The sequence below is a fragment of the Achromobacter sp. UMC71 genome (genome assembly GCF_014170305.1).
GTDB lineage: Bacteria > Pseudomonadota > Gammaproteobacteria > Burkholderiales > Burkholderiaceae_B > Achromobacter.
This window is the reverse complement of the sequence record NZ_LZZT01000015.1, coordinates 132,454-158,139: the sequence shown is the minus strand read 5'-3', so window position 1 is coordinate 158,139 and position 25,686 is coordinate 132,454. Positions and strand designations below refer to the sequence as shown.

Annotated in this window: 21 protein-coding genes, 1 tRNA gene and 1 pseudogene; 20 read left to right on the top strand and 3 right to left on the bottom strand. The window is 64.0% G+C overall.

Translation table 11 applies throughout. The features are described from left to right. Positions 1–3: 3 nt before the first annotated feature. The 14 genes and pseudogenes from bamB (at position 4) to A9974_RS06935 (ending at position 16,498) form a co-directional block, all read left to right on the top strand. Positions 4–1,161, top strand: a complete 1,158-nt coding sequence (gene bamB, locus A9974_RS07000) for an outer membrane protein assembly factor BamB (protein WP_183003399.1) — start codon at positions 4–6, stop codon at positions 1,159–1,161. Between the two features lie 25 nt (positions 1,162–1,186). Further along, positions 1,187–2,536 (top strand): ribosome biogenesis GTPase Der, encoded by a 1,350-nt coding sequence (gene der / locus A9974_RS06995; RefSeq protein ID WP_183003398.1) that lies wholly within the window; start codon positions 1,187–1,189, stop codon positions 2,534–2,536. A gap of 3 nt (positions 2,537–2,539) precedes the next feature. Continuing rightward, positions 2,540–3,607: a histidinol-phosphate transaminase gene (hisC, locus tag A9974_RS06990; RefSeq protein WP_183003397.1), complete on the top strand. Its 1,068-nt coding sequence runs from the start codon at positions 2,540–2,542 to the stop codon at positions 3,605–3,607. Between the two features lie 160 nt (positions 3,608–3,767). Continuing rightward, positions 3,768–4,004, top strand: a complete 237-nt coding sequence (gene hfq / locus A9974_RS06985) for an RNA chaperone Hfq (RefSeq protein WP_006218585.1) — start codon at positions 3,768–3,770, stop codon at positions 4,002–4,004. An 81-nt stretch (positions 4,005–4,085) separates the two neighbouring features. After that, a pseudogene (gene hflX, locus A9974_RS06980) lies at positions 4,086–5,195 on the top strand (GTPase HflX); the annotation flags it as partial. Next, positions 5,161–6,465: an FtsH protease activity modulator HflK gene (hflK, locus tag A9974_RS06975; RefSeq protein ID WP_183003395.1), complete on the top strand. Its 1,305-nt coding sequence runs from the start codon at positions 5,161–5,163 to the stop codon at positions 6,463–6,465. The pseudogene hflX and the gene hflK, both read left to right, overlap by 35 nt. 18 nt (positions 6,466–6,483) lie before the next feature. Continuing rightward, positions 6,484–7,389, top strand: a complete 906-nt coding sequence (gene hflC / locus A9974_RS06970) for a protease modulator HflC (RefSeq protein ID WP_025135226.1) — start codon at positions 6,484–6,486, stop codon at positions 7,387–7,389. Between the two features lie 241 nt (positions 7,390–7,630). Further along, positions 7,631–8,788, top strand: a complete 1,158-nt coding sequence (locus tag A9974_RS06965; RefSeq protein WP_183003394.1) for an ATP phosphoribosyltransferase regulatory subunit — start codon at positions 7,631–7,633, stop codon at positions 8,786–8,788. A gap of 76 nt (positions 8,789–8,864) precedes the next feature. Beyond that, positions 8,865–10,160 (top strand): adenylosuccinate synthase, encoded by a 1,296-nt coding sequence (locus A9974_RS06960; protein WP_029953375.1) that lies wholly within the window; start codon positions 8,865–8,867, stop codon positions 10,158–10,160. 83 nt (positions 10,161–10,243) lie between these two features. Further along, positions 10,244–10,786, top strand: a complete 543-nt coding sequence (locus tag A9974_RS06955; protein WP_025135229.1) for a phosphoribosyltransferase — start codon at positions 10,244–10,246, stop codon at positions 10,784–10,786. 300 nt (positions 10,787–11,086) lie between these two features. Further along, positions 11,087–11,299, top strand: a complete 213-nt coding sequence (gene rpsU, locus A9974_RS06950; RefSeq protein ID WP_006218592.1) for a 30S ribosomal protein S21 — start codon at positions 11,087–11,089, stop codon at positions 11,297–11,299. A 19-nt stretch (positions 11,300–11,318) separates the two neighbouring features. Then, positions 11,319–13,361 carry a DNA primase gene (gene dnaG / locus A9974_RS06945; RefSeq protein ID WP_183003393.1) on the top strand — a complete coding sequence of 681 codons (2,043 nt, stop codon included), beginning with the start codon at positions 11,319–11,321 and terminating at the stop codon, positions 13,359–13,361. A gap of 777 nt (positions 13,362–14,138) precedes the next feature. Continuing rightward, complete coding sequence (gene rpoD, locus A9974_RS06940) at positions 14,139–16,412, top strand: RNA polymerase sigma factor RpoD (RefSeq protein ID WP_183003392.1); 2,274 nt, start codon at positions 14,139–14,141, stop codon at positions 16,410–16,412. A 7-nt stretch (positions 16,413–16,419) separates the two neighbouring features. Further along, positions 16,420–16,498 (top strand) — tRNA-Ile (locus A9974_RS06935). A gap of 128 nt (positions 16,499–16,626) precedes the next feature. Here A9974_RS06935 and A9974_RS06930 read toward each other — a convergent pair. Next, a complete protein-coding gene (locus A9974_RS06930) occupies positions 16,627–17,043 on the bottom strand; it encodes a GNAT family N-acetyltransferase (protein WP_183003391.1) in 417 nt (138 codons plus the stop codon). Positions 17,044–17,235: 192 nt separating this feature from the next. On the opposite strand from A9974_RS06930, the gene A9974_RS06925 reads away from it, so the two are divergent. Continuing rightward, complete coding sequence (locus tag A9974_RS06925; protein WP_183003390.1) at positions 17,236–17,526, top strand: hypothetical protein; 291 nt, start codon at positions 17,236–17,238, stop codon at positions 17,524–17,526. A 431-nt stretch (positions 17,527–17,957) separates the two neighbouring features. After that, a complete protein-coding gene (locus A9974_RS06920) occupies positions 17,958–19,100 on the top strand; it encodes a glycosyltransferase family 4 protein (RefSeq protein ID WP_183003389.1) in 1,143 nt (380 codons plus the stop codon). Positions 19,101–19,187: 87 nt separating this feature from the next. Here A9974_RS06920 and A9974_RS06915 read toward each other — a convergent pair whose 3' ends face one another. After that, entirely contained in the window at positions 19,188–20,108 is a 921-nt protein-coding gene (locus tag A9974_RS06915; protein WP_183003388.1) for a glycosyltransferase family 9 protein, read from the bottom strand. Between the two features lie 121 nt (positions 20,109–20,229). Between A9974_RS06915 and mdtD the strand changes: the two genes are divergently transcribed. After that, positions 20,230–21,624, top strand: a complete 1,395-nt coding sequence (gene mdtD / locus A9974_RS06910) for a multidrug transporter subunit MdtD (RefSeq protein WP_183003387.1) — start codon at positions 20,230–20,232, stop codon at positions 21,622–21,624. Positions 21,625–21,656: 32 nt separating this feature from the next. On the opposite strand, the gene A9974_RS06905 is transcribed toward mdtD, so the two are convergent. After that, a complete protein-coding gene (locus tag A9974_RS06905; RefSeq protein ID WP_183003386.1) occupies positions 21,657–22,844 on the bottom strand; it encodes an acyltransferase in 1,188 nt (395 codons plus the stop codon). Between the two features lie 439 nt (positions 22,845–23,283). Here A9974_RS06905 and A9974_RS06900 point away from each other — a divergent pair, with 439 nt between their 5' ends. From A9974_RS06900 to A9974_RS06890, 3 genes are read left to right on the top strand one after another with little or no spacing between them, the layout of a single operon-like run. Beyond that, a complete protein-coding gene (locus A9974_RS06900) occupies positions 23,284–23,550 on the top strand; it encodes a hypothetical protein (RefSeq protein ID WP_370539584.1) in 267 nt (88 codons plus the stop codon). Beyond that, a complete protein-coding gene (locus tag A9974_RS06895; RefSeq protein WP_370539583.1) occupies positions 23,547–24,977 on the top strand; it encodes a hypothetical protein in 1,431 nt (476 codons plus the stop codon). Before A9974_RS06900 ends, A9974_RS06895 begins: the two co-directional genes overlap by 4 nt. Then, a complete protein-coding gene (locus A9974_RS06890) occupies positions 24,974–25,585 on the top strand; it encodes a TadE family protein (RefSeq protein ID WP_183003385.1) in 612 nt (203 codons plus the stop codon). The genes A9974_RS06895 and A9974_RS06890 overlap by 4 nt, the downstream gene beginning before the upstream one ends. Positions 25,586–25,686: the final 101 nt, after the last annotated feature.

The following is a 25,686-nucleotide window of genomic DNA, read 5'->3' as shown; positions in this document are numbered from 1 at the left end:
GTAATGCGTAAATTTGCCTTTGGCCGTACGTGGCGTGGCGCGGTTTGCCTGACGGGCCTGCTCGCCCTGGGCGGCTGCGGTCTGTTTTCCCACGACGACGGCCGTTACGATCCCGCTCCCCTGACCGAATACAAGGCCGGCATGTCCGTGCGCCAGATCTGGTCCACGTCCATCGGTAGCGGTTCCGGCCTGGGTTTTGCGCCCACCGTGCTGGGCAGCTCGGTGTACGCCGCCACGCCGGACGGTTCGGTCGGTAAATTCGACTTGCAAAGTGGCCGCCCCATCTGGAAGGCCCAGGCTGGCGTCAAGCTGACGGCCGGCGCCGGCAGCGACGGCACCACCACCGCCGTGGCGTCGCCCGACGGCGACGTGGTCGCCTTCGACGACAATGGCAAGGTCAAATGGAAGGTGCGCGCCACCAGCGACGTCAACATTTCGCCCGTGGTGGGCTACGGCATCGTCGTGGTCCGCAGCGGCGACTACCGCATCCAGGCCTTTGACGCCAACAACGGCGAGCGCCTCTGGAGCGTCCAGCGTCCCGGTCCCGCGCTGGCCCTGCGCAGCGTGGCCCAGATGGTCCTGGCCGAAGGCCTGGTCATCACCGGCCTGCCTGGCGGCAAGCTGATGGCCATTGCCTCGGATAGTGGTAACGTGCAGTGGGAAGGCACCGTGGCCACCCCGCGCGGCGCCAGCGACCTGGAACGCCTGACCGACGTGGTCGGCGCACCCCGTATCGCCGGCAACCTGCTTTGCGCCGTGGCCTACCAAGGGCGTATCGTGTGCTTTGACGTCACGGCCGGCGGCCGTCCGATCTGGGCCAAGGATTTCTCCAGCGTCACCGGCATGACCCTGGACGAGCGCTTTGCTTATGCCTCGGACCAGAACAGCGTGGTCAACGCATTTGCGCTGGATAACGGCGGCAATCTCTGGAAGCAGGCCGCCCTGAAAAATCGCCAGCTCACGGCTCCGGCCACGTTGGGCGGGGCGCTTGCCGTCGGCGACCTGGACGGCTATGTGCATTTCCTGTCGCGTAGCGACGGCAGCCTGATGGCGCGCCTGTCCGTGGGGGGCGGCGCCGTCGTTTCGCCGCCGCAGACGACTCCCCAAGGTGTGCTGGTCCAGACGGGCAATGGCAATCTCGTCCTGATCGGTACCAACTAAACCCTAAAGAACAAAGCCTTACACCGTGTCCTTCAAGCCTGTCGTTGCCCTGGTCGGTCGCCCCAATGTGGGTAAATCGACCCTTTTCAATCGCCTGACGCGATCGCGCGCCGCGCTGGTGGCCGATTTTTCTGGCCTGACCCGCGATCGCCACTATGGCGAGGGCAGGGTGGGCGATATCCCTTTCATCGCCATCGATACGGGCGGTTTCGAGCCCGTCGCCAAGGACGGCATCCTGCTGGAAATGGCCCGCCAGACCCGGCAGGCCATCGCCGAGGCGGATGTGGTGGTGTTCCTGGTGGACGCCCGCGCAGGCCTGAACGCTCACGACCACGAAATCGCGACATTGCTGCGCAAGTCCGGGCAGCAGCGCGTGCTGCTGGCGGTGAACAAGGCTGAAGGCATGGGCCTGGGCGCCGCCATCTCCGAATTCCACGAGCTGGGCCTGGGCCAACCCTATCCCATCTCGGCCGCGCACGGCGATGGCATCGTCGACCTGATCGAGCTCGCGCTCAAGGATCTGGCCGAGCCGCCCTCCGAAGAGGAACCCGTCGAGGAAGGCGAGCACGATCACCGCATCAAGCTGGCCATCGTGGGCCGGCCCAACGTCGGCAAGTCCACGTTGATCAATACGCTGATGGGCGAAGAGCGCGTGATCGCGTTCGACATGCCCGGCACGACCCGCGACGCCATTGAAATCGATTTCGACCGCGATGGCCGCCGTTATACGCTGATCGACACCGCTGGCCTGCGCAAGCGCGGCAAGGTTTTCGAAGCCGTCGAGAAGTTCTCCGTCATCAAGACGCTGCAGGCCATCGAGGCCAGCAACGTCGTGCTGCTGATGCTGGATGCGCAAACCGAGATTTCCGAACAGGACGCCCACATCGCGGGCTTCGTGCTGGAAACCGGCCGCGCCGTGGTGATTGCCATCAACAAATGGGATGGCCTGGACGGCGAGGAAAAAGAGCGTATCGAACGCGAATTCCAGCGCAAGCTGCGTTTCCTGTCGTTCGCCCGCGTGCATACTATCTCGGCCTTGCGCGGCCAGGGCATCAAGCCGCTGCTGAAATCCATCAACTCGGCCCACGCCGCCGCGTTCGCCAAGTTGTCCACGCCCAAACTGACGCGCGAGTTGCAGGCCGCCATCGAGCAGCAGCAACCGCCCCGCAAGGGTATCTTCCGCCCCAAGATGCGCTACGCGCACCAGGGTGGGCAGAATCCGCCGCTGGTCGTCATCCACGGCAACGCGCTAGACGCCATTCCGGACTCCTATCGCCGCTACCTGGAAACCCGTTTCCGCAACGCGTTCGATCTGGCCGGTACGCCGCTGCGCATCGAATTCAAGTCCTCGCACAATCCTTACGCGGAAGATTGATCCATGAGCCGTTTCTGGAGTCCCGTCGTCGGGACGCTCAGTCCGTATGTTCCGGGCGAGCAGCCCAAGCTTCAGAACCTGATCAAGCTGAACACCAACGAGCATCCCTATGGTCCGTCGCCCAAGGTGCTCGAGGCGATCCGCGCAGCCAGCGACGACACCCTCAAGCTGTATCCGGACCCGTCTTCCGACCGCCTGCGCCAGGCGGTTGCGACAGCGGTCGGCGTGGAGCCCGCGCGGGTGTTCGTGGGCAACGGCTCGGATGAGGTGCTGGCGCACGCATTCCTGGCGTTGCTCAAGCACGAGCGGCCGTTGCGCTTTCCGGACATTACCTACAGCTTCTATCCCGTCTACTGCGGCTTGTATGGCATCGCCTACGAAGCCTTGCCGCTGACGGACGATTTCCGCATCGACGTCGACGACTACCTGCCGGGACGTCATGGGCAGGCCGGGGCCATCATTTTCCCGAATCCCAATGCCCCCACGGGCCGCGCGCTGCCGGCGGCGGAGATCGAACGCATCGTCGCGGCCAACCCCGATACCGTGGTGGTGGTGGACGAGGCCTATGTCGACTTCGGCGCCGAATCCGTCATTGCGCTGACCGAGCGCTACGACAACCTGCTGGTGGTCCAGACGCTGTCCAAATCGCGTTCGCTGGCCGGCCTGCGGGTGGGTTTTGCCGTGGGCAGCCCCGAACTCATCGACGGGCTGGAGCGGGTCAAGAACAGCTTCAATTCCTACCCCGTGGATCGCCTGGCCTCGGCCGGGGCGGTAGCGGCGCTTGAGGATACAGAGTATTTTGAGCAGACCCGGCAAGCCGTGATCCAGACGCGTATGCGGATGGCGGCGGGCCTGGCGTCGCTGGGTTTCGAGGTGCTGCCGTCCAGCGCGAACTTCGTGTTCGCGCGGCATGCGTCCCGGGATGCGGCGGAACTGGCGGCCGGACTGCGCGCGCGCAGCATCATCGTCCGTCATTTCCGGCAACCGCGCATAGACCAGTTTCTACGTATTACGGTGGGCACCGACGAGCAGTGCGAATTGCTTCTGAAGGCGCTTGCCGAAGTCGTCTAAACCCCGGCTGGCGGGGCTTTTCCGGCGGAAAACTCTGGTGTCATCTTCGCTTTCGACACAAGTGGCACGGGCCGGGAAAACCCTGTAGAGTACAAGTTTCGGCGTGCTCCACCAGTACAAGGCGCGCCACCACTCAATAACAAACAATGGAGCCTGGCCAATGAGCAATAAAGGGCAAACTCTGCAAGATCCGTTCCTGAACACGCTGCGCAAAGATCATGTGCCGGTGTCGATCTACCTGGTGAACGGTATCAAGCTTCAAGGGCAAATCGAATCTTTTGACCAGTACGTGGTGCTGCTGCGTAACACGGTCACGCAAATGGTCTACAAGCACGCCATTTCCACCGTCGTTCCCGCCCGCGCCGTGAATTTCCAAGTGGAAGTCCCTGCTGAGTAATCTCGCTCCTGCAGTACCTTTTATTGCCCGCCGGACGTTCGACGTCGGCGGGCATTTTCGCTTTGGCTCCAATATGGTGCATGTATGCGCGCACTGATTATCAGCGTGGATCTGGGTGATCCTGACTTCACGGCCCATGCCGAGGAATTCGCCATGCTGGCGAAAGGGGCGGGCGCCGAAATCGTCGGTACCCTGACCGCCCGGCGCGATCGCCCCGACGCCAAATTCTTCATTGGTTCCGGCAAGGCCGACGAAGGCGTCGGCATGGCGCAGGCGCTGCTCGCCGATATCGTCCTGTTCGACCAGCCGCTGTCGCCCGCGCAGCAGCGCAACCTTGAGCGCATCTTCAACCTGCGCGTGGTCGACCGCGTCGCGCTGATCCTCGATATCTTCGCGCTGCGCGCCAAGAGCCACGAAGGCAAGCTGCAGGTCGAGCTGGCGCAGCTACAGCACTTGTCCACGCGCCTGACGCGCATGTGGAGCCACTTGGAACGGCAACGGGGCGGCATCGGCATGCGCGGACCGGGCGAATCCCAGCTCGAAATGGACCGCCGCATGATCGGCGCCAAGGTCAAAACGCTGCGCGAGCGCCTGGACCGTGTCGAGCGCCAACGGGTGACGCAGCGGCGTGCCCGGGCGCGCGGCGGTGCGCTGTCGGTGTCGCTGGTCGGCTATACCAACGCCGGCAAGTCGACCTTGTTCAACGCCTTGACCCGGGCCGACACCTACGCGGCGGACCAGTTGTTCGCCACGCTGGATACCACCACGCGTCGCATCTGGATCGAAGGGGCGGGCAATGTCGTGGTGTCGGATACCGTGGGTTTCATCCGCGATCTGCCCCATGATCTGATCGCCGCGTTTCGCGCCACGCTTGAAGAAACGGTGCACGCGGATTTGCTGCTGCACGTGGTCGATGCGGCCAGCCCGCAGCGCGATGAACAGATTTTCGAGGTCAACAAAGTCCTGGCCGAAATCGGCGCCTCCAACGTTCCGACCATTCTGGTATACAACAAGATAGACCGGGCCGGTTTGGAACCCCGGGTGGAGCGCGACGCCCATGGTACGATTGCGCGAGTATTTGTAAGCGCCACCGAGCGCGCCGGTCTGGACGCGTTGCGCGGGGCAATGGCGGAGACCGGACAGATTGTGGGAAACAATGCCGCGAATTATCAAACTCTTCAATCTGAATGACCCCGGTTGGGGTCGTGGAAACAATAATGGCTCCGAGCCGCCGCCCAAGCGGCCCCAAGGCAACGGAGACGGTCCTCCAGACCTCGATGAGGTCTGGCGCGATTTCAATAATCGCATTGGATCGTTATTCGGCCGCAAGGGCGGGGGCGGTAACAACCGTCCGGGCGGCAACCGGGGCGGCATGACGCCGCCGTCGCCGCGCGGCGCGCGCATCGGCCTGGGTGTGATTGCCCTGGTGGCGGCCGGTATCTGGCTGGCCAGCGGCTTCTATATCGTCCAGGAAGGCCAGGTCGCCGTCGTCACGCAGTTCGGCAAGTACAAGAGCACGTCGCAAGCCGGCTTCCAGTGGCGCCTGCCGTACCCCATCCAAAGCAACGAAATCGTCAACGTGTCGCAACTGCGCACGTTCGAAGTCGGTTTCCGTGGCGGTTCGCGCAACAAGGTCCTGCCCGAAGCGCTGATGCTCACGACGGACGAGAACATCGTCGACATGCAGTTCGTCGTGCAGTACCGCTTGCGCGCCGACGGCGCGCCCGATTACCTCTTCATGACCCGCGACCCGGACGACTCCGTGCGCCAGGCGTCTGAAACCGCCATGCGCGAAGTGGTCGGCAAGCAATCCATGGACTTCGTCCTGTACGAAGGCCGTACCACCGTGGCCTCGCAAGTCCAGGCGCTGATGCAGCAGATCCTGGACCGCTACCAGACGGGCGTGCAGGTCAGCACCGTCGCCATCCAGAACGTGCAGCCGCCCGAGCAGGTGCAGGCCGCTTTCGATGACGCCGTCAAGGCAGGTCAAGACCGAGAGCGTCAGATCAACGAAGGCCAGGCCTACGCCAACCAGGTCGTGCCGCTGGCCAGCGGTCAAGCCTCGCGCATGACCGAACAGGCTGAAGGCTACAAGGCCAAGGTCGTCGGCGATGCGCAGGGTAATACTTCGCGCTTCACCAGCATCCTGGGCGAGTACGAGAAGTCCCCCGTGGTCATGCGCCAGCGCATGTACCTCGAAAGCATGCAGGACATCTTCACGCGTGCCAGCAAGGTCATGGTCGACACCAAGAGCAACAACAACATGCTGTATCTGCCCTTGGACAAGATCATGCATCTGGCGGCTCAGGATGCCAGCAAGTCCGCGGTAGGCAACCCCGGTTCGCCTGCATTGATCAGCCCGCCCGTCCAGCCGCCTCTGCGTGGCAATGCGGTGCCGGTGCCTCAGCCTTCCGGCAGCAGCAATAGCAACGCGCTGCCCCGCGACCGTACGTCGCGCTAACCCGGAGGAGTCCTGATCATGCAACGTCTTATGCCTATCCTGGTCGGCCTGCTCATTGTGCTGGCCGCCCTTTCTTCCTGCGTGTTCGTGGTGCGCGAGCGCGACTACGCCCTGGTGTTCTCGCTGGGTGAAGTGCGCAAGGTCATCAATGAACCCGGCCTGTATTTCAAGGCGCCGCCGCCGTTCCAGAACGTGGTGACGCTGGACAAGCGCATCCTGACCATCGAAACCAACGAAGCCGAGCGCATCCAGACTTCCGAAAAGAAGAACCTGTTGATCGACTCGTACGTCAAGTGGCGCATCGCGGATCCCCGCCTGTACTACGTGACCTTCGGCGGCAACGAGCGCGCAGCGCAAGAGCGTCTGCAAGCCCAGATCCGCGACGCGCTCAACGCGTCGGTCAACGTGCGTACGGTGCGCGACGTGGTCTCGACCGAGCGCGACAAGATCATGGCCGAAATCCTGACCAACGTCGCCAAGCGTGCCGAGCCCCTGGGCGTGCAGATCGTCGATGTGCGCCTGCGCCGCATCGAGTTCGCGCCCGAGATCTCGGAATCGGTGTACCGCCGCATGGAAGCGGAGCGTACCCGCGTCGCCAACGAGTTGCGTTCCATCGGCGCCGCCGAGGGCGAGAAGATCCGCGCCGAAGCCGATCGCCAGCGTGAAGTCATCGTGGCCCAGGCTTACGCCAAGGCTCAGGGCATCATGGGCGAGGGCGATGCCGCCGCCGCCGCGATCTACGCTCAGGCCTACGGCAAGAACCCGCAGTTCTACACGTACTACAAGAGCCTGGAAGCCTACCGCGCTTCGTTCTCGAAGCCGGGCGACGTGCTGGTGGTCGACCCCAGCTCCAGCTTCTTCCAGTTCATGAAGGACCCGGCAGGGCAAGCCCTGGCACCGGTGACGGTGCCCGCCGCGAAGTAAGCGGCGCCCTCAGTGGCACCAAAGCCCCTTGGTCTTCCAAGGGGCTTTTTTCTGGTTGGCTGCGCAATGGGGGACGGCTCGCGCCCCTGGATACCCCGGCTGGCGCTGGCTGCTGAACCATGTACAATACCGCGTAAGCTAGAAAACATTCCGCAGCGGCTGAGCGGGCTTACGCCCCCTCAGCCGCTTTTTCGTTTGGGCGACGCCCACGCATCTCTTGGCGTTATTCAGGTAAACATTCATGGGTAACTGGTTGCTGCCCGAGAGCCTTGCCGACGTACTTCCGGCAGAGGCCCGGCGCATCGAGGAATTGCGCCGCGAACTTCTCGATCTGTACCGTACTTACGGCTTCGAGCTGGTCGCGCCGCCCCTGGTCGAGTACATCGATTCATTGCTGTCGGGCACCGGCAGCGATCTGGATCTGCGCACCTGCAAGCTGGTTGACCAGTTGTCGGGCCGCACGCTGGGCGTACGCGCCGACATGACTCCCCAGGTCACGCGCATCGACGCGCACTTGTTGAACCGCGCCGGCGTTACCCGCTTGTGCTATTGCGGCAACGTGCTGCATGCCCGCCCGGCGGACCTGCTGTCCAGCCGCGAGCTGCTGCAGATCGGCGCCGAGATCTACGGTCATGCGGGTTTCGAGGCCGACCTTGAAATCATCCAGCTGGTGTTGGAAACGGTGGCAATTGCCGGCGTGCGCAATCCCAGGCTGGACCTGTGTCATCCGGGCGTGCTGCGCGGCATCGTCGAATCGGACCCTGCTGCCGCCACCGTTTCCCAGGACATCATTCGCCTGATGCGCGAAAAAGATGTGCCGGGCCTGATGGAATTGGCCGAGCGCGTGCCGGGCATGCGCGCTGAAACGCTCAAGGCATTGCAATTGCTGCCCAAGCTTTATGGCGGCCCCGAGGTCCTCAAGCAGGCGCGGCGCGAGCTTCCCTTGCTGCCGGAAGTGGCCGCGGCGCTGGATGCGCTGCAGGCGGTGGTCGATGCGATGCCGAATGTCGCTTTCGGCATTGATCTGGCCGACGTCAACGGCTATGGGTACCACTCGGGCGTCAAGTTCGCGCTGTACGCTGAAGGCTGGCGCGACGCCCTGGTGTCGGGCGGCCGCTACGACGATGTCAGCCGGGCGTTCGGACGTGCGCGTCCGGCCACCGGCTTCAGTCTTGATTTACGCAAACTGGCGGCAGGTTTGCCGCCAGCGGAACGGGCGCGTGCGGTTCGCGCGCCCTGGGGGCAAGCCCCCGCCCTGACCGAGGCGGTTCGCCGCCTGCGCCGGTCAGGGGAGATTGTCGTTCAGGTATTGCCCGGTCACGAGCAGGATCAGGACGAATTCGTTTGCGATCGCGAGCTGGCGCTGCAAGACGGCGCCTGGACGGTCAGAACGCTGTGACTAACTCCCTCTCGGTAACGAGGGGGCCGCGGGGAGATTTCCGGATTTCCCGAGAAACTCGATATTGATTCGTAACATGAGCAAGAACGTAGTCGTAATCGGCACCCAGTGGGGTGACGAGGGCAAGGGCAAGATCGTTGACTGGCTGGCGGAATCCGTCCAGGGCGTGGTCCGCTTCCAGGGTGGCCACAACGCTGGCCATACGCTGTGGATCAATGGCAAGAAGACGATTCTTCGCCTGATTCCGTCCGGCATCATGCATCCCGGCGTCACGTGCTTCATCGGCAACGGTGTCGTGCTGTCTCCGGAAGCCCTGCTCAAGGAAATCGAAGAGCTCGAGGCCGCCGGCCTGGATGTGCGCTCGCGCCTGCGCATTTCCGAGATCTGCCCGCTGATCCTGCCGTACCACGTTGCCGTCGACAAGGCGCGCGAAGCGCGCAAGGGCGAAGGCAAGATCGGCACGACCGGCCGCGGCATCGGCCCGGCCTACGAAGACAAGGTCGCCCGCCGCGCGCTGCGCGTGCAGGACCTGTTCAATCCCGCGCTGTTCGACGAAAAGCTCGCCGAAGTGCTGGATTATCACAACTTCGTGCTGACCCAGTACCTGGGCGCTGAAGCCGTCTCGGCCAACGAAGTGCGCGATCAAGCCATGGCGCTGGCCCCGGCGATCGCCCCGATGGTCGCCGACGTCTCGAGCACGCTGTTCGCCATGCAGCAGGAGGGCAAGCGCCTGCTGTTCGAAGGCGCGCAAGGCGCGCTGCTGGACGTCGATCACGGCACCTATCCCTTCGTCACCAGCAGCAACTGCGTTGCTGGCGCCGCTTCGGCGGGCGCTGGCGTGGGGCCGCAGTCGCTGGACTACGTCCTTGGCATCACCAAGGCCTACACCACCCGCGTCGGTTCGGGCCCGTTCCCCACGGAGCTGGTCGACGAAATCGGCACCCGCCTGGCAACCATCGGCAAGGAATTCGGCTCGGTCACCGGCCGTCCGCGCCGCTGCGGCTGGTTTGACGGCGCCGCGCTCAAGCGCTCGGTCCGCCTGAACGGCATTACCGGCCTGTGCATCACCAAGCTGGACGTGCTGGACGGCCTGGAAACCATCCAGCTGGGTGTCGGTTACCGCGTGAACGGCGAATTCCGCGACGTGCTGCCTTACGGCGCCCACGCCGTGGCGCAGGCGCAACCGGTGCTCGAAGAGCTGCCGGGCTGGAGCGAGTCGACCGTCGGAATCACCGAATACGACAAGCTGCCTGAGGCTGCCCGCCGCTACCTGGAGCGCGTTGCCGAAGTCTGCGGCGTGCCGATAGACCTGGTGTCCACCGGTCCCGACCGCAACGAAACCATTGTGCTGCGTCATCCCCTGAAGGGCTGACATCGGGTTATTATTCCCAAGGCCGCCGCCGGTCTCATACCGGCGGCGGCCTTTTCGTATTTTCACGCAGGAGATCCTTGCCTATGAGCGCGCCGACCAATGACGATAGCCATCTTTGGGTGACGTGGGACGATTACAACCGCCTGATCGAGCGCCTGGCTTTGCAGGTGCATCAATCCGGTTGGGAGTTCGACAAGATTTTGTGCCTGGCGCGCGGCGGTATGCGTGTCGGCGACGTCATGTCCCGTATTTTTGATGTGCCGTTGGGCATTTTGGCGACCAGCAGCTACCGCGAAGCGGCGGGCACCAAGCAGGGCGACATGGATATCGCGCAGTTCATCACCATCACGCGCGGCACGTTGTCCGGGCGGGTGTTGCTGGTGGACGACATGGTGGATACCGGCAAGACGTTCATGAAGGTGTACGACCACCTGAAGAGCCAATTCGCCGACATTACCGAATTGCGCAGCGCCGTGCTGTGGTGGAAGGGGCATTCCCAGGCGCAGCCCGACTACTACGTCGACAAGTTGCCGACCAATCCCTGGATTCATCAGCCGTTCGAAGACTATGACAGTCTGCGTCCGCACCAGCTTGAAGCCTGGATCCGCAAGGGTTCGAAAGGCTGACCCGACAGGGGGACGGAATGGCTGGCGGCGTATCGCGCCAGGCCGTTCCCCCGGTAGTCAAAATGGCCGTGACCATGCTAGAATCGCTGGTTATCGCTAAACCGAACTTGGCTTGTTACTCTTTGGGTAGTCTTTGGGTAACGGAAACAGCCAGCCAAAGTTAGCGCTTGCCTGGCTTTGGGCGGAGAAAAAACCGCAGGGGAAATCCTTGTGGCCCGTTCGAAGCGCTCGCGGCGTTGCTGGCAAGCAAGCCAGGTTTGTCATCAACTTTTGTTACCCTACAAGCAGGCCAATCACTTTATGCCTATCGTTCGACTGAAGGAAAACGAACCGTTTGAAGCCGCTCTGCGCCGCTTCAAGCGCACCATCGAAAAGACCGGTTTGCTCACCGAGCTGCGTTCGCGCGAGTTCTACGAGAAGCCCACGGCCGAGCGCAAGCGCAAGCACGCCGCCGCTGTGAAGCGCCACTACAAGCGCATCCGTAGCCAACAACTGCCCCCGCGCCTGTATTGATTTTTGATTCCAGAATCTATTGATTCCAGAATCATTCATCCAGGAACTACTCGCCCGGGTCGACATCGTCGACGTTGTCGGGCGGTATGTGCAGTTGCGAAAGGGTGGGGCCAACTTGCTTGGCCTATGCCCCTTTCATAACGAAAAAAGCCCGTCGTTCACTGTCAGCCCCACCAAACAGTTTTATCACTGCTTCGGTTGCGGAGCGCATGGCAGCGCCATCACCTTCCTGATGGAACACGCGGGTTCTAGTTTCCCCGAAGCCGTGCGCACGCTTGCGGCTTCGGCGGGAATGACCGTCCCCGAAGAAAACCGCAGCCCCCGCCAGCAGCAGGAATCCGCGCGCCGCAAGGCCGAAGAGTCCCGTCATACGCAGGTGCTGGATGCGGCGCAGGCCCACTACCTGAAGCAGTTGCGCGCATCGCCCGCGGCGATCCGCTATCTGAAGCAGCGCGGCCTGACCGGCGAAATCGCCGCCCATTTTGGCCTGGGCTGGTCCGGCACGGACCGGCACGGGCTTTCCCAAGTTTTTCCCAATTACGAAGATCCCACCCTGGTGGAGTCCGGCCTGGTCATCGAGTCCGAAGACGGGCGCCGCTACGATCGCTTCCGGGAACGAGTCATGTTCCCGATCCGCAATGCGCGGGGCAGCCTGATCGGATTCGGCGGCCGCATCATCGGCAAGGGCGAGCCCAAGTACCTGAACTCACCGGAAACACCGCTTTTCTCCAAAGGCCAGGAGTTGTACGGCCTATGGGAAGCTCGGCAGGCGATCCGCCAGGAAGGGCAGATCATCGTGGTCGAAGGCTACATGGATGTGGTCGGCCTGGCACAGCAAGGCATCGCCAACGCGGTGGCCACGCTGGGTACCGCCACCACGCCGGACCACGTCAAGAAGCTCCTGCGCTCCAGCGATAAGGTGATCTTCAGTTTCGACGGCGATGGCGCGGGCCGCCGCGCCGCCTGGCGCGCCTTGCAGGCTTGCCTGCCGGTGCTGCGCGACGACATCGCCATCCGCTTCCTGTTCTTGCCGACCGAGCACGATCCTGACTCGTACGTGCGCGAATTGGGGGCGGAAGCTTTCCGCGCTTGCCTGGGCGAGGCCGTGGCGTTGTCGCGCTTCTTGCTTGACGAGTTGGCGTCGCGCCACAACATGGACGAAGCCGAGGGGCGCGCAAGCTGCCTGCACGAAGCCAAGCCCCTGTTGGCGGCGATTCCCGAGTGCGCGCTGCGGGTGCAGATCGAGCGGGAAATGGCCAAGCTGGTGCAACTGACGCCCGAAGAAATGGCTCAGGTGCTGGCGCAACAGCCCGCCAAGCCTTTCGGGGCGCCGGCCAAGCCGGCTCAGTCCGAGGCTGGCGCTCCCGCATCGCCTCATGATGGCGGTCATGCGGATGCGGGTTATGACTTCGGTGGCCACGATTTCCACGATATCCCCGCCGATGACGGCGAATATGCCGACTACGGCCAGTTTTCGCAGCCGGGCGGTGAGCCGGGCGGCAACTGGGGCGGCGGCTCTGCGGGCAAGCAAGACTGGAAGAGCAAAGGCGACTGGAAAGGCAAGAGCGACTGGAAGGGCGGCAAAGGCAGCTGGAAGGGACGCCGCGACGATGTCGGCGGCTTCGAGGGCCGCCGCACCATGCCGTCGCTGGCCAAGCGCCTGCTGGGTCTGCTGCTGGCGCATCCCGAGCTGGTGGACTCCATGGGAGACCAGCAGCTTGAAGTCATCGACCATGGCCCCCATCTAGGATTGGTAAGGGACTTGATCATGCTGGCCCAATCCAGCGGCGCCCGGCATGTGGGCGCCTTGTTGGAAGCGGCGGAGCCCGATTCGGACCTGGCGACGGTGCTCAAGGGGCTGCGCGCCGACATCCTGTCGCAAGAGGACCTGCCGGATCCGCAGACCGAATGGGATGACGCCCTGCGGCGGATTGAATTCGATTCCGCGAAGGCGGAAATGGCGAAGCTGGCCGCGACGGGGTTGACCACCGATGACCAGCGCAAGCGCTATCTGGAGCTGTCCAGCCGCATGGTGGTGCTGAAAGGTGCCGGCATACGCTAAATGCGGTAAAATCAAGGGTTTTCCGCAGCAAAGGTTTTCCGCAGCAAAGAATAGCGACGCACGAACAACGACACGCGAACAACGGCAAGCGCAGATGGGACAGCTGAGTGCTGAAAACTACCTGAACAATGGTGAGTTTCCCGGCGGGTGGTTTTGTAGCGGGTGGCGCTGAAAAAGGTACGCAGTGAAAGCTGCGAGGGAAGCTGTGAGCAAACGGAAGGTTCCATATGGATGGAATCTATTTCCGTTGGCGGAATCTAATAGTTTGTAGTTTGACGGACAGGTCGGCTGAAGTATTTGCGTTGGCAGGCGACAGGGCAGTACCGGATGATCGGGAAAGTCCCAGGGCGCCGCCGCGCAAAAAAAGCGGACGGGTGCGTCAAATTTGTTACATAGTTAATTACTATAGCTGAGCGGTGAATTACGCAGTTCGGCGACGGATATCTCCGTGTAGCGTTTGTGGTTTGGGTGCTGTGTCTATCAAGCTGCCAAGGGCAATGACCCGTTAGCAAGCAAAGCCTATTTATAGGCAGACAGCCCCCCCTACGCCCGGGTCCCGCCGCAGGATGAGGCCATGCACGTCAGGCGTCCAACCGGTATCGCACCGGAACGGCGCCAAGCGGGCTCGCAAGAGCTGGTGCTGCGAACAACGCAGCCGCAGGGCCTTCGCCGATTCACCAGTTTTACCCGTATTGACGCCGCAATGGGCCTTTGCCCAGAGGCGGCGTTGTACGGTGCAACATGCCCAAACGGGTTGCGACGACCACGGAAGCGACTATGACCAAATCCACCGGCAAATCCTCCTCTGCAATTGATGCGGCCGACACCAAGGCCACGACGGCCAAGCGTGTCGTAAGCATGGCGGCGGAAAAAGCGCCCGCCAAGACGGCGGTGAAGGTCGCCAAGCCTGCAGCCAAGACGGCCGCCAAAAAGGCGGCGGCGAAGACGGCAGCGGCAGACAAGCCCGAGAAGGTGACCAAGGCTCGCGCCAAGAAGGCCGAGGACAAGCTCGCCGACCTGGTCGGCAGCGCTGCTGCGCGTCCGGTCCCGAGCGGCCGCCGCCCCGGCCGTCCCGCCAAGAATGCGAATAACGATTCCGACGGTTTCGACGATGCAATGGACGGCGAAGGTGAAGTTCTGCCTGACCTGAAGCCGCCCAAGCGCGGCGGTAAGCGCGGCAAGGCCGATCCCAAGGATCTGATCGCCCGCGGTCCCGTCACGCCTGAAGAATACGAAGCGCGCCGCAACCGCCTGAAGCAGCTGATCAAGCTGGGCAAGGACCGCGGCTACCTGACCTACGGCGAAATCAACGACCATCTGCCCGACGACCTGGTCGACGCAGAGGCCATCGACGGCATCATCAGCACGTTCAGCGACATGGGCATTGCGGTCTACGACCAGGCGCCCGATGCCGAAACGCTGCTGATGAGCGAAAACGCGCCGGTGGCGTCCAATGACGATGACGTCGAAGACGAAGCCGAAGCCGCCCTGACCACCGTGGACTCCGATTTCGGCCGCACCACGGACCCCGTCCGCATGTACATGCGTGAAATGGGTTCGGTGGAACTGCTGACCCGCGAAGGCGAAATCGAAATCGCCAAGCGTATCGAAGACGGCCTGAAGCACATGGTCATGGCCATCTCGGCCTGCCCGACCACCATCAACGAAATCCTGGCGCACATCCTGCGCGTTCGTGATGGTCAAGCGCAGATCGACGAAGTGGTCGACGGCCTGGTCGATCCGGAAGACGGCGAAGAATACGCCGGCGCCGGCGTCACTGCCGACGAAGACGAAAGCGACGACGGCCCCGCCGGCGGCATGTCCAGCAAGCAGCTGGAAGACCTGCGTGTGAAGGCGCTGGCCAAGTTCGACGAAGTCAGCAAGCAGTTCGACAAGATGCGCCTGTCGTACGAAAAGGACGGCTACAAGTCGGACGTCTACGTGCGCGCCCAGGAATCCATCCAGAACGAACTGATGGGCATCCGCTTCACCGCCAAGATGGTCGAGAAGCTGGCTGACACGCTGCGCAACCAGGTTGAAGAAGTTCGCCAGCTCGAGCGCGCCGTCCTGCACACGTGTGTGGACCGTGCCGGCATGCCGCGCACGCACTTCATCAAGGTGTTCCCGGGCAACGAAACGAATCTGCAGTGGGTCGTGGACGAAGTGGCCGCTGGCCATCCGTACGCCGAAACGCTCGAGCGCCAGATCCCCGCCGTTCAGGAACTGCAGCAAAAGCTGATCGACCTGCAAACGCGCGTCGTGCTGCCGCTGAAGGACCTGAAAGACGTCAACAAGCGCATGGCCACCGGCGAAGCCAAGGCCCGCAAGGCCAAGCGCGAAATGACCGAGGCCAACCTGCGCCTGGTGATCTCGATCGCCAAGAAGTACACGAACCGTGGCCTGCAGTTCCTGGATCTGATCCAGGAAGGCAACATCGGCCTGATGAAGGCCGTGGACAAGTTCGAATACCGTCGTGGCTACAAGTTCTCGACCTACGCGACGTGGTGGATCCGCCAGGCGATCACCCGCTCCATCGCCGACCAGGCACGCACCATCCGTATCCCGGTTCACATGATCGAAACGATCAATAAGATGAACCGGATCAGCCGTCAGATCCTGCAGGAAACCGGCGCCGAGCCGGATCCCGCGACCCTGGCGCAGAAGATGGACATGCCCGAGGACAAGATCCGCAAGATCCTGAAGATCGCGAAGGAGCCGATCTCCATGGAAACGCCGATCGGCGACGACGACGATTCGCATTTGGGCGACTTCATCGAAGACACCTCGACGCTGGCGCCTTCGGATGCCGCGCTGCATGGTTCCATGCGCGATGTGGTCAAAGAAGTGCTAGACTCCCTGACCCCGCGGGAAGCCAAGGTTCTGCGTATGCGTTTCGGTATCGAAATGAGCACCGACCAGACCCTGGAAGAAGTGGGCAAGCAGTTCGACGTCACGCGTGAGCGCATCCGCCAAATAGAGGCTAAAGCGCTGCGCAAGCTGCGTCACCCGAGCCGGGCCGACAAGCTGAAGAGCTTCCTGGAAGGGCAGTAAGTTTCCTGGGCCTCTAGCTCATGCCTGGTTAGAGCAGCGGACTCATAATCCGTTGGTGCCGAGTTCGACTCTCGGGGGGCCTACCAAGAAAACCCTGAGAAATCAGGTACCGACAGCCGCCAGCAATGGCGGCTGTTGTCATTTCTGGCGTTCAGTGGGGCAAGACATCGAACCGATGCGGCCAGGCTTGCCGTGCACCCGTTTGGCACCCGCCTTATCGCGTAATGACCTTCTTCATCGACGGCGCCGGATGCAGGGAGTACTGCTCGCGCTCATAGAACGGGATTGCGTCGGGGCGGGCATCCAGGAAGACCGCGCCCATGTCGCGGGCGAGGGCGTCGGCCTCGGCGTAGGCCATCAGCGCGCGGCCGGCGCCGCTGCCGCGTACGGCCTGGTCGACGACCAGGTCATCCACATGCAGGTGCGGGCCTCGCGCCAGCGTGTGCACCGGGCGGATGCCCATGACGCCGATCAGCGCGCCGTCGCGATACGCGCCGACCAATTCGTAGCCGCTATGGGATTGCCGGCGTACGCGGCGTAGAAATTCCTGTTCGTCCAGTTGGCGCAGTTGCGCGATCAACGGAAAGGCCAGCGCCCAGTCGGAGGGCTCGATTCTGCGGACGGCAATCATGGGGTTCCTGAAATACGGGTGGCGACGCAACGTGTTAACGGTTGCGGCAACAACGGCGCTAACCGAGGGCCGCAGCCGGGATGATATCCGCGTTGCGGCCTGGTGCAGAATAGCGTTCGATAGCCGTTGCGCCGATTCATGGCGAGAAAGGCCATCGCTTCATAACCTATTCTTTCCGGAGTGATACCCGTCATGCCGATCAACGCCCCGGTGAAACCAGGCAATCGATTGATGATCCTGATCTTCGTGGCTACCGCCGTGGTCGCGGCGTTGCTTATCCGCACGGATTGGCTGATGGTGGCGTTGGGCCCGTACTTTCCGGTGTACTGGGCGGCGGTCTTGGCATGGGTGGCCTGCGTGATCGGGGCCATCCGGCGGCAGCGCCGGTGGTGGGTGCTGGCGACGGGCTTGGTGGTGCTCTATCCCGCCGCCAGGATGGCGGGCTTTCTCGTGGAATGCTCGCAGAAGGCCTGCATTTTCTAAGCCGCCGACGCGAGCCCAGGTGCGCTCAAACGGCGCACCCGTTCGCCCCGTGCGGGCTTTTTTTTATGCTGAACCGCATTCTCTGTGGTTTTGGAATTATTTGTTACATAAAGAGTAAAGATCTTAACAAGAATTAAAAACTTACTCTAACTCGGCCCCTGGTACGCGCCTATATTCCTTGCTTATTGCTGAATTTAACAAGAAAGGCGTTTCAGTCGGTTTCGAGTGCATTGCAGCGCTGCGCGACAGGCAATCGGAACGCATCTTACCAAGCGTGCCCCCCTATGTTGTTGCGATTCCCCCGATTGGTCTGCGGTTCCAGCCGCAGCGTAGCGCTGTTGAATCGGGTGCAACGGCATGGCGGCTGGGCGCCGCAGCCGCTGTCTCGGCCGGCTCGTGCCGGCCGCAAGTCCCTGTACCCGTAAATCCCTATGCAAATTCTGCACACGCTCTCTGGCCCGAATCTGGGCGGACTGGAGTTTCGCGTCCTGGATCAGGCGCGCTGGCTTCGCGAGCAAGGTCATGCCGTGGCGATCGCCGCGCCGCCCGCCAGTGAAACGCTAAAGTTGGCCCGTAGCTGGGGGCTGGCGACGCTGGGCCTGGATTTCAGTTCCCCCTATTCATGGTCAGGTGCGCTCAAGTTGCGGCAGATCGTGAAGGATCTGCGCATCCAGGTCATCGATGCGCATGGCACGCCTGACGCCAAGGCCAGCGCGCTGTGCCGGGATCTGTGTTCGCTAGTCAGGACCTGGCATTTCGCCAGGCCGCTGCGCACGTCGTGGCGGCGCCGGGTGGAATGGCGCCTGGGCTGCCATCGCGTCATCACGACCAGTGAAGGTGGCGCGCAGAACATCATCACGGCGGGCTTTGCCGGGCGCGACCGAATCAGCGTTGTGGGGGAGTGGGCGGATCACGGCTTTTTCAAGGATGCGGACAAGCAGGCTGTGCGCCACGCGGTGCGCCAGGAACTGGCGCTGGATCCGGCCGCCTTCGTGGTGGCGACCATCGGCATGCTGCGGCCCGACAAGCGCCAGGAAGATCTGCTGCGCGTGGTGCAGGTGCTGCGGCAGCGCGGCGTCCCTGCACGCGCGCTGGTGGTGGGCATGCCTACCGGCGCAACGGCGGCTTACGGCAAACAGTTGCACGATCTGGTCGGGGAGTTGGGTATCGGCGAATACGTGACGTTCGCCGGCCATCGCGAAGACATCGCGAATATGATTCACGCCGCCGATGCGGTGCTGGTGCCTTCCGTCAACGAGGCATGGTCACGGGTCGTGCCGGAAGCGTACGCAGCCCGGTGCCCTGTCGTGGCCAGCGCGGTGGGTGGCTTGCCGGAAATCGTGCATCCCGGCCATACCGGTTGGCTCGCGCCGGCGGGCGATATCGCGGGTTTTGCGGATCACCTGGCCTGGATCTGGGCTCATCCGCAGCAAGCCGCCAAGGTCGCCGAACAAGCGCGCGTATTCGCGGACCGGCATTTGATGCTGTCGCAGAAAATGGCCGAAACGCTGGGCGCCTACCAGGTCGCGATACACGACGCCGGGCTGGCGCGGGCGGTCGAAGCGGTCGCTTGACCGCGGATGCCGGCGCCGCGTCTGTCACCTGGCCAGGCCACAGGGCCGGCATCCCGATGATTCGGGTGCCGGCTTTTTCGTTTGGGATCAGCGCGGGTGGCGATGCACCATCCGGCCAAAACAGCGCATGACGGCCGCGACCGTGGTGGCCTCGCGCCAGTACTTGCGGCGCAAGGTGCGCAGCGGCAGCCACCAGGGCTTGACGATGACATTGGCGGCCCAGGCAGGACGCCAGCGCGGCATGTTGCGGGGGCGGTCGACGATGGTGACGGTAGGCAGGCCGCAGCACGATGCCAGATGGCCGATGCCTGAGTCGGTGCCGATGAACCAGCCGGATTCGTAGACCTCGGCGGCCACGCCGTCAATGGATGGGGCCTGGACATAGCCCGCATGGGCTTGTTCCAGCAGCGGCAGCCAATACTCGCGCTCGGACGGCGCCAGCACGAACACCGGTTCATAGCCCATGGCGCGCAGGCGCCGCGCGACGATGACATATTTGCCCGGCGTCCAGCAGCGCTCCGCCTCGCTGGAGGTGGGATGCAGGATGACGCGCTTGGGGTGGCGGCGCGCCTTGAAGCGGGCGGGGGCCTGCATGCCGTTGTCGGCGCTCCATTCGGTCAGGCCGAAGGCATCGGCGGAGAATCGGCGGAATTCATCCAGGATGCCGTTGGGTGAGTTGTGCTTGCGCGGTGTTGCCCGGATCTTGCCCCATTCCTTGGTGCTGAGAAAACGCGTGCAGACGCGGCTCAGGCCGTCGAACGGGCTGTCCGGATCCATTTGCACGATGGTGTCGTACTGGGCCAGGCTGGCGGTGTCCGCCGGCAGAGGCTGGATGTCGAAGCCCGGGAACCATTCCCGCAGGGCGTAGCCATGGACGCCGTAGACGGAGATGTCCCGGCCGGCCTTGCGCAAGTTGTTGGCAATGGCCATTTGGTACAGCGTATCGCCAAGCCGGTTAGACAGGATGAGCGCCACTTTTCCGGCCTGGATGGTATGAGCTTGGCTCACGTTGAATCTTCCTTTTTGCGTTGATCCGGAGGATAACCGAAAGCTTGCGGGCGGCTTGGGCGGGAACGTTGATGGGCCGCTGTCAGCGGCTCGTCGGCTGCCCGGGAGTACGATTCAGGACATGCCCACACCATCATCGCAACGAGCCCTGCTCTGGGTTGTCGCGGCCTGCTTTTTCATGCAGACGCTGGACACCACCATCGTCAATACCGCCTTGCCGGCCATGGCGCGCAGCCTGGGCGAGGACGTGCTGGCGCTCAAGCCGGTGGTGGTGGCTTACACGTTGACCATGGCCATGCTGACGCCCGCATCGGGCTGGCTGGCTGACCGCTACGGCACGCGCCGGGTGTATCTGGCCGCGATTCTGGTGTTTGCCGTGGGGTCGGTGTTCTGCGGCCTGGCGCAGAGCCTGACGCAGCTGACGATTGCGCGCGTGGTGCAAGGCGTGGGCGGGTCGATGCTGCTGCCGATCGGGCGTCTGGCGGTGCTGCGGCGCGTACCGGGCGACCAATACATCTCGGCGTTGGCGTTCGTGTCGATCGCGGGGCAGGTCGGGCCGATTTTCGGACCGACGCTGGGCGGCCTGCTGGTGCAGGTGGCCAGCTGGCATTGGATCTTCATGATAAATGTGCCGATCGGCCTGGCGGGCTTGTTTGCCGTGCGCCGTTACCTGCCTGAGGATGCCTTGAGCGACGTTGCCCCGTTCGACATGCTGGGCTGCGGCTTGCTGTCCTTGTGCATGGTGGCGTTTTCGCTGGCGCTGGACCTGCCCGCTGGCGACGGGCGCGCGGCCTGGTCGGCGGGGCTGTTCGCCTTGAGCGGATTGACGGTGCTGTTGTATGTGATGCACGCCAAGCGGCGCGACAATCCGCTGTTTCAATTGCGTTTGTTTCGCGAGCCCAACTTCAGCGTCGGGCTGGCCGGCAACCTGGTGTGCCGGATCGGCAGCAGCGCGGTGCCTTTCCTGTTGCCGCTGCTGTTGCAGCTTCAGCTGGGCTATACGCCCCTGCAGTCGGGCCTGATGATGCTGCCGGCCGCGATTGCGGGCACGGTGTCCAAGCCCTGGATCGCGCCGCTGGTGCGGCGATTCGGCTACGACACGTTCCTGCTGGCCAACACCGTGCTGGTTGGCGCCGCGATCATGTCGTTCGCCGCCATCTCGCATGGCTGGCCGATGGCCTTGCAGATCGCGCAGCTGGCGGTGTTCGGCGCGGCCAACTCGATGCAGTTCGCGGCGATGAACAGCGTGACCCTCAAGGGCCTGAGTACCCGGGACGCAGGCAGCGGCAACAGCCTGTTCTCGATGGTGCAGATGCTGGCCATCGGCCTGGGCGTGACCATCGGCGGCGGTCTGGTCGGTGTTTTCTCGGGGCCGGGCAACGCGGCGCTGGGCTGGGCATTTACGCTGACGTTCTTGTGCGTGGGCGCGATTACCTTGTTGTCCGCCCTGGTGTTCCGGCGTCTGGATGCCGATAGCCTGAACGGTTCGGCGGGCGGCCGGACGGCGGCCGGCTGACGCGTGCCACCTCGAGCGCGGGCATTGCGGAATCATCGCGACGAAGCCCAGGCCGGCCGGGTCAGCCACCGGCGCATCGGCGCCGAGTAATAGCGTGCCACCAGTCCGCCTAGCATGGCCGCCAGCAGAATGGCCAGAACGCATGCCGCAGTGAGCGCGCCAGCGCGCCACCAGGTCGATACGGCGCTGCTCGAATTGCGGCATGAGGCGGCGGCCAGCAACAGCACCGGAAACATGTGCGTCAGATAGATCTCGTAGCTGTTGTGGCCGGTCCAGCGCAGCGCGGCGGTCAGGGGATTGGGGCGCGGCGGGCGTGCAGGCCGGGAGCTCCAGCCGATCAGCAGGCACGCGACCCCGATTTCCAGCAACGTCACGTTCAGGCCCCAGGCCGTCAGTCCCAGCGTGGCGGTGGCTTTCCTGAGGAAGAACACCAGCGCGAACAACATCATTCCGGCCAGCAGGATCGCGCGGCTGCGCGGGCCGGCGGTCGAGGGGCGTGCGGCAAGCAGAGCCGCCAGGCAGCCGATGGCGATGCCGTCCATGCCGGAGAGGTACGAGTGGTCCGCCCAGATTTCGTTGTTGGTGAAGGCGACCCGCGCGAACGGCCCGAGTGCCACAAATAGCAGCAACGTCAGCACCAGCGCGCGCGTGCCGGCGGCCAGGGACAGCAGGCAGATCAGCGGAAAGGCCAGGTAGAAGGTTTCTTCGATGGACAGTGACCACAGCACGTTCCAGGCGGCCGGCAGATAACCGATCTGCGCCTCCAGCCAATTCACATGCAGGGTCAGCGCGGCAGCGGCGGCACGGAGCAGCGAGGTGTTGTCGATGACGAAACCGGGCACTTGCGCCCAATGCAAGCCTGCCAGCACGGCCAGCAGCAACAGCAGGCATGGATAGATGCGGGCGAAACGGCGCCACAGGAACGCGCCCCAGGGCACGGCCGCCAGGCTGCCCCAGCGTTCCAGCGCCGAACGCGTGATGAGAAAACCCGAGATGACAAAGAAGATGACGACGCCGTAGTAGCCGCTGCGAAACGCGATGTTGAACAGGGCCGCGGGCAGCACTTTGCCGAGCAGGCTTTGTTCTTGCGGAATATGGATCTGCACGTGCAACAGCACGACGCACAGGATGGCGATGCCGCGCAGGGCATCAATGGCGGGATTGCGGGAGTCGCCCGGCGCAGGGCGCTCGACCCTGAGCATGGAGGCGTGGGCAGACATCTATCGGTTTGTCCTGATTGGAAAACCGCAATGCTAGCCAGGGCCCTGTGAGGGGATTGCGCGACTCTGTATAGATTTTGTAATGCCGCGGGGAGGCTGGGGCCTGCGATGGCAGGGCCGTGAAATGGAAGAGCGCCTCAGCTCGAGACGAGTCTGAGGCGCTCCTGCCCGGCTTCGCACGCGATGGGTGTCAGACAGCCCGGCAAGTCCAATCTACTGCCTCCCCTTGGGCCGAGCAATAGGGAAAACCCCAGGAAAATTAGGGGGTTACAACATTTTCCCGAGGCGTGTCCATGGCCGGGGCGGCGGTCCTGGAAGGCACGCATTTGGGCCGTCAAGACCGCCGTACCGCAATTGTCCGCCTCGGCATCCGCGAATTGTTGGGCCCTGGCGCCAAGCCGACACTGGGACTCTCATTCACAGCGAGCGGAGAGCGCAAATGTTGGCATATCGCAGGCGTCAAACAGGGCAGGGCATGACGGAATACATCGTGGTCGTGGCCTTGGTGGCGGTGGCGGCAATCGCCGTCTACCAGTACTTCGGCCAGGTCGTGCGGTCCCAGACCGCGGCCATGGCACGCGAATTGGCCGGCGAAGACGGCAGCTCGCAGTCGCGCGCCGCGCAGCAGGCGGCGCAGAAGGCGGCGGCGCAGACCAAGGCGCGTTCGCTCAAGTCCTTCACCGGCAATGCCACGGCCAACAAGTGAACGCCCGGCTCGAGAGCGTCGCACCGCCGGCCGCGCAGCAGGGCCAGGCGCTGGTACTGGGCATGCTGCTGGCGGCCACGGTCTCGGTGGCGCTGGTCATGCAGTACAACCTGGGGCGCACGGTGGAGTCGCGCTCGCGCCTGACCCACGCGGCGGATGCGGCGGCCTACAGCGGCGCGCTCGAGCAGGCGCGCCAGCTCAATTTCCTGGCCTACGTGAACCGCACCCAGATTGCCCATCAGGTTGCCATGGCGCATCTGGTCACGCTGGGCGCGGCCGCACAGTACATGCGCACCCTTGCGGGGCAGCGTAACCGCAACAATCCGCCGGCTGCGTTGATCGGCATGTTGTTCGGACCCGACACGGCCTTGGCTTATTTGGCGGCGCGAGGCAAACCGGGGGCAGAGGCGGATCTGGCGCGCGCCTACGCGGAGCACGATCGTGTCGTGCACCGGGTGCTTGATAAGGGGGCGGCGTCGGCCGTCGCGGGCTTGCCGGCATCGCGCGACCGCCTGATGCGAGCTGTGCTGCAGGACAACTACTCGCAAGCGGGCGGCGGCGTGGGCTTGGCTGCGTTTTCCCGGACCGACGCGGCACCCAGCCTTCGTCTGCTTAGCGATGGCTGGCCCGGATTCATTCAACGCCAGGCCGCTACGCGGCGAGCCGGGTTACGCCCGGCGGTGGAGCAGGCCGCCGCACGCTTCGGCTTTCTGGCGCGCCGCAACGAGACGCGCCGCAATCCCTGGCCCGTCAGCATGTATTGCCCGATATTGCGCCATGAGTTGCGGCGCCGAGGCTCGACCTGGCTGGGCCCGGACGGCCGTTGGGGCGCGTTGGACACCCAGTCGTTTCATGCCTTGCGTTCCAACCGGTGGGTTGGGTGCTACTACCGCGAGTACGCAATGGGCTGGGGCACCGCGCAGGGCCAGAAATCCAAGGCGCCCCCCGACCTGGAATATGTCGAGGCACCGCCCGAGGACTTCTCCTCGCAGGACTTCTGGCGCTGGGTGGAACTGTCCACGAACTGGAACATCTTCGATGGCGCGACCAATCCCATGGCCAACTCTTACGCCATGGCGCAGGTGCAACGCTGGCCGGGCCTGGGGCTGCCGGGCTATCGCGAGGTCGCGTTGCGCCGGGGCGCCGAGCCCTTGCGTTTCGCCGTGGCCGTCAGCCTGGCCGGCAACGTGTTACCAACCACCGATGCGGCCAGCCAGGTGGCGGCGCCCGCTGGGCGGTTCCGCTATGCCGGATTGGGCGATGGCGGAACGCTGACGGTCACCAGCGCCGCCGAGACCTATTTCGCGCGGCCGGACGCCCGGCCCGACGGCCGCCCCGAACTGGCGACGTTGTTTCGTCCGTATTGGCAGGCGCGGCTGTCAGCCGTCACGCCCGCCGAGACCCTGTTGGCAAGGGGGGGCCGATGACTCCCGTCCACAGGTGGCAACTCGGCCAGGCCTTGACCGAGGCACTACTCGTGCTGCCGGTGCTGATACTGGCGTTTCTGGGCGTGGCATGGCTTGGAAAGCTGCAATTCACCGCGCAAAAGGTGGCGCAGGCCAGTCGCAAGGCTGCGATGTCGGTTGCGGCGGGTGCGCCGGTGGCGGCCTCGCGGACGCCTGTTGCGCTGGCGGCCCGCGATCAAGCAGTACCCGCTGCCATCACATCGGGCAATGCCGGATTGCAGGCGGAATGGTTTGGCGCGGATCTACGGTGGGTGTCCGTCACGGCCCAGTCCAGTTTGGCCGGCCCCAGGCCCTGGGATGCCGCGCGGATCCAACGCCGCACCAGCGTTGCAGTGGGCGCGGGACATGCCTACGGCGACGATGACGCGCGGCGCCGCATTGGCGCCGCGCCGACGGCATGGGGGCAGGCGGCGAAGCCTTCGTTGTCGCTCGCGCGCAGCGTGGGCGGACTGGCCGCAAACGTGGAGGCGCCGTGGCGTCGGCCGGTGATATCCCTGGATTGGTTGTCGCCGTGGGCGGACGTAGTGCCAGCCGAACGGCTGGGCAAGCGCAGGAGCGCCAACCGATGATCCCGATGTGCTTGATCGCGGGGCGAGTCTGGTCTGGCGTGCGGGGCGGGCGAAGCGCCCGCGGTCCGTTGCGTGTGCTGGCGGTCTTGGCATTGACGGCG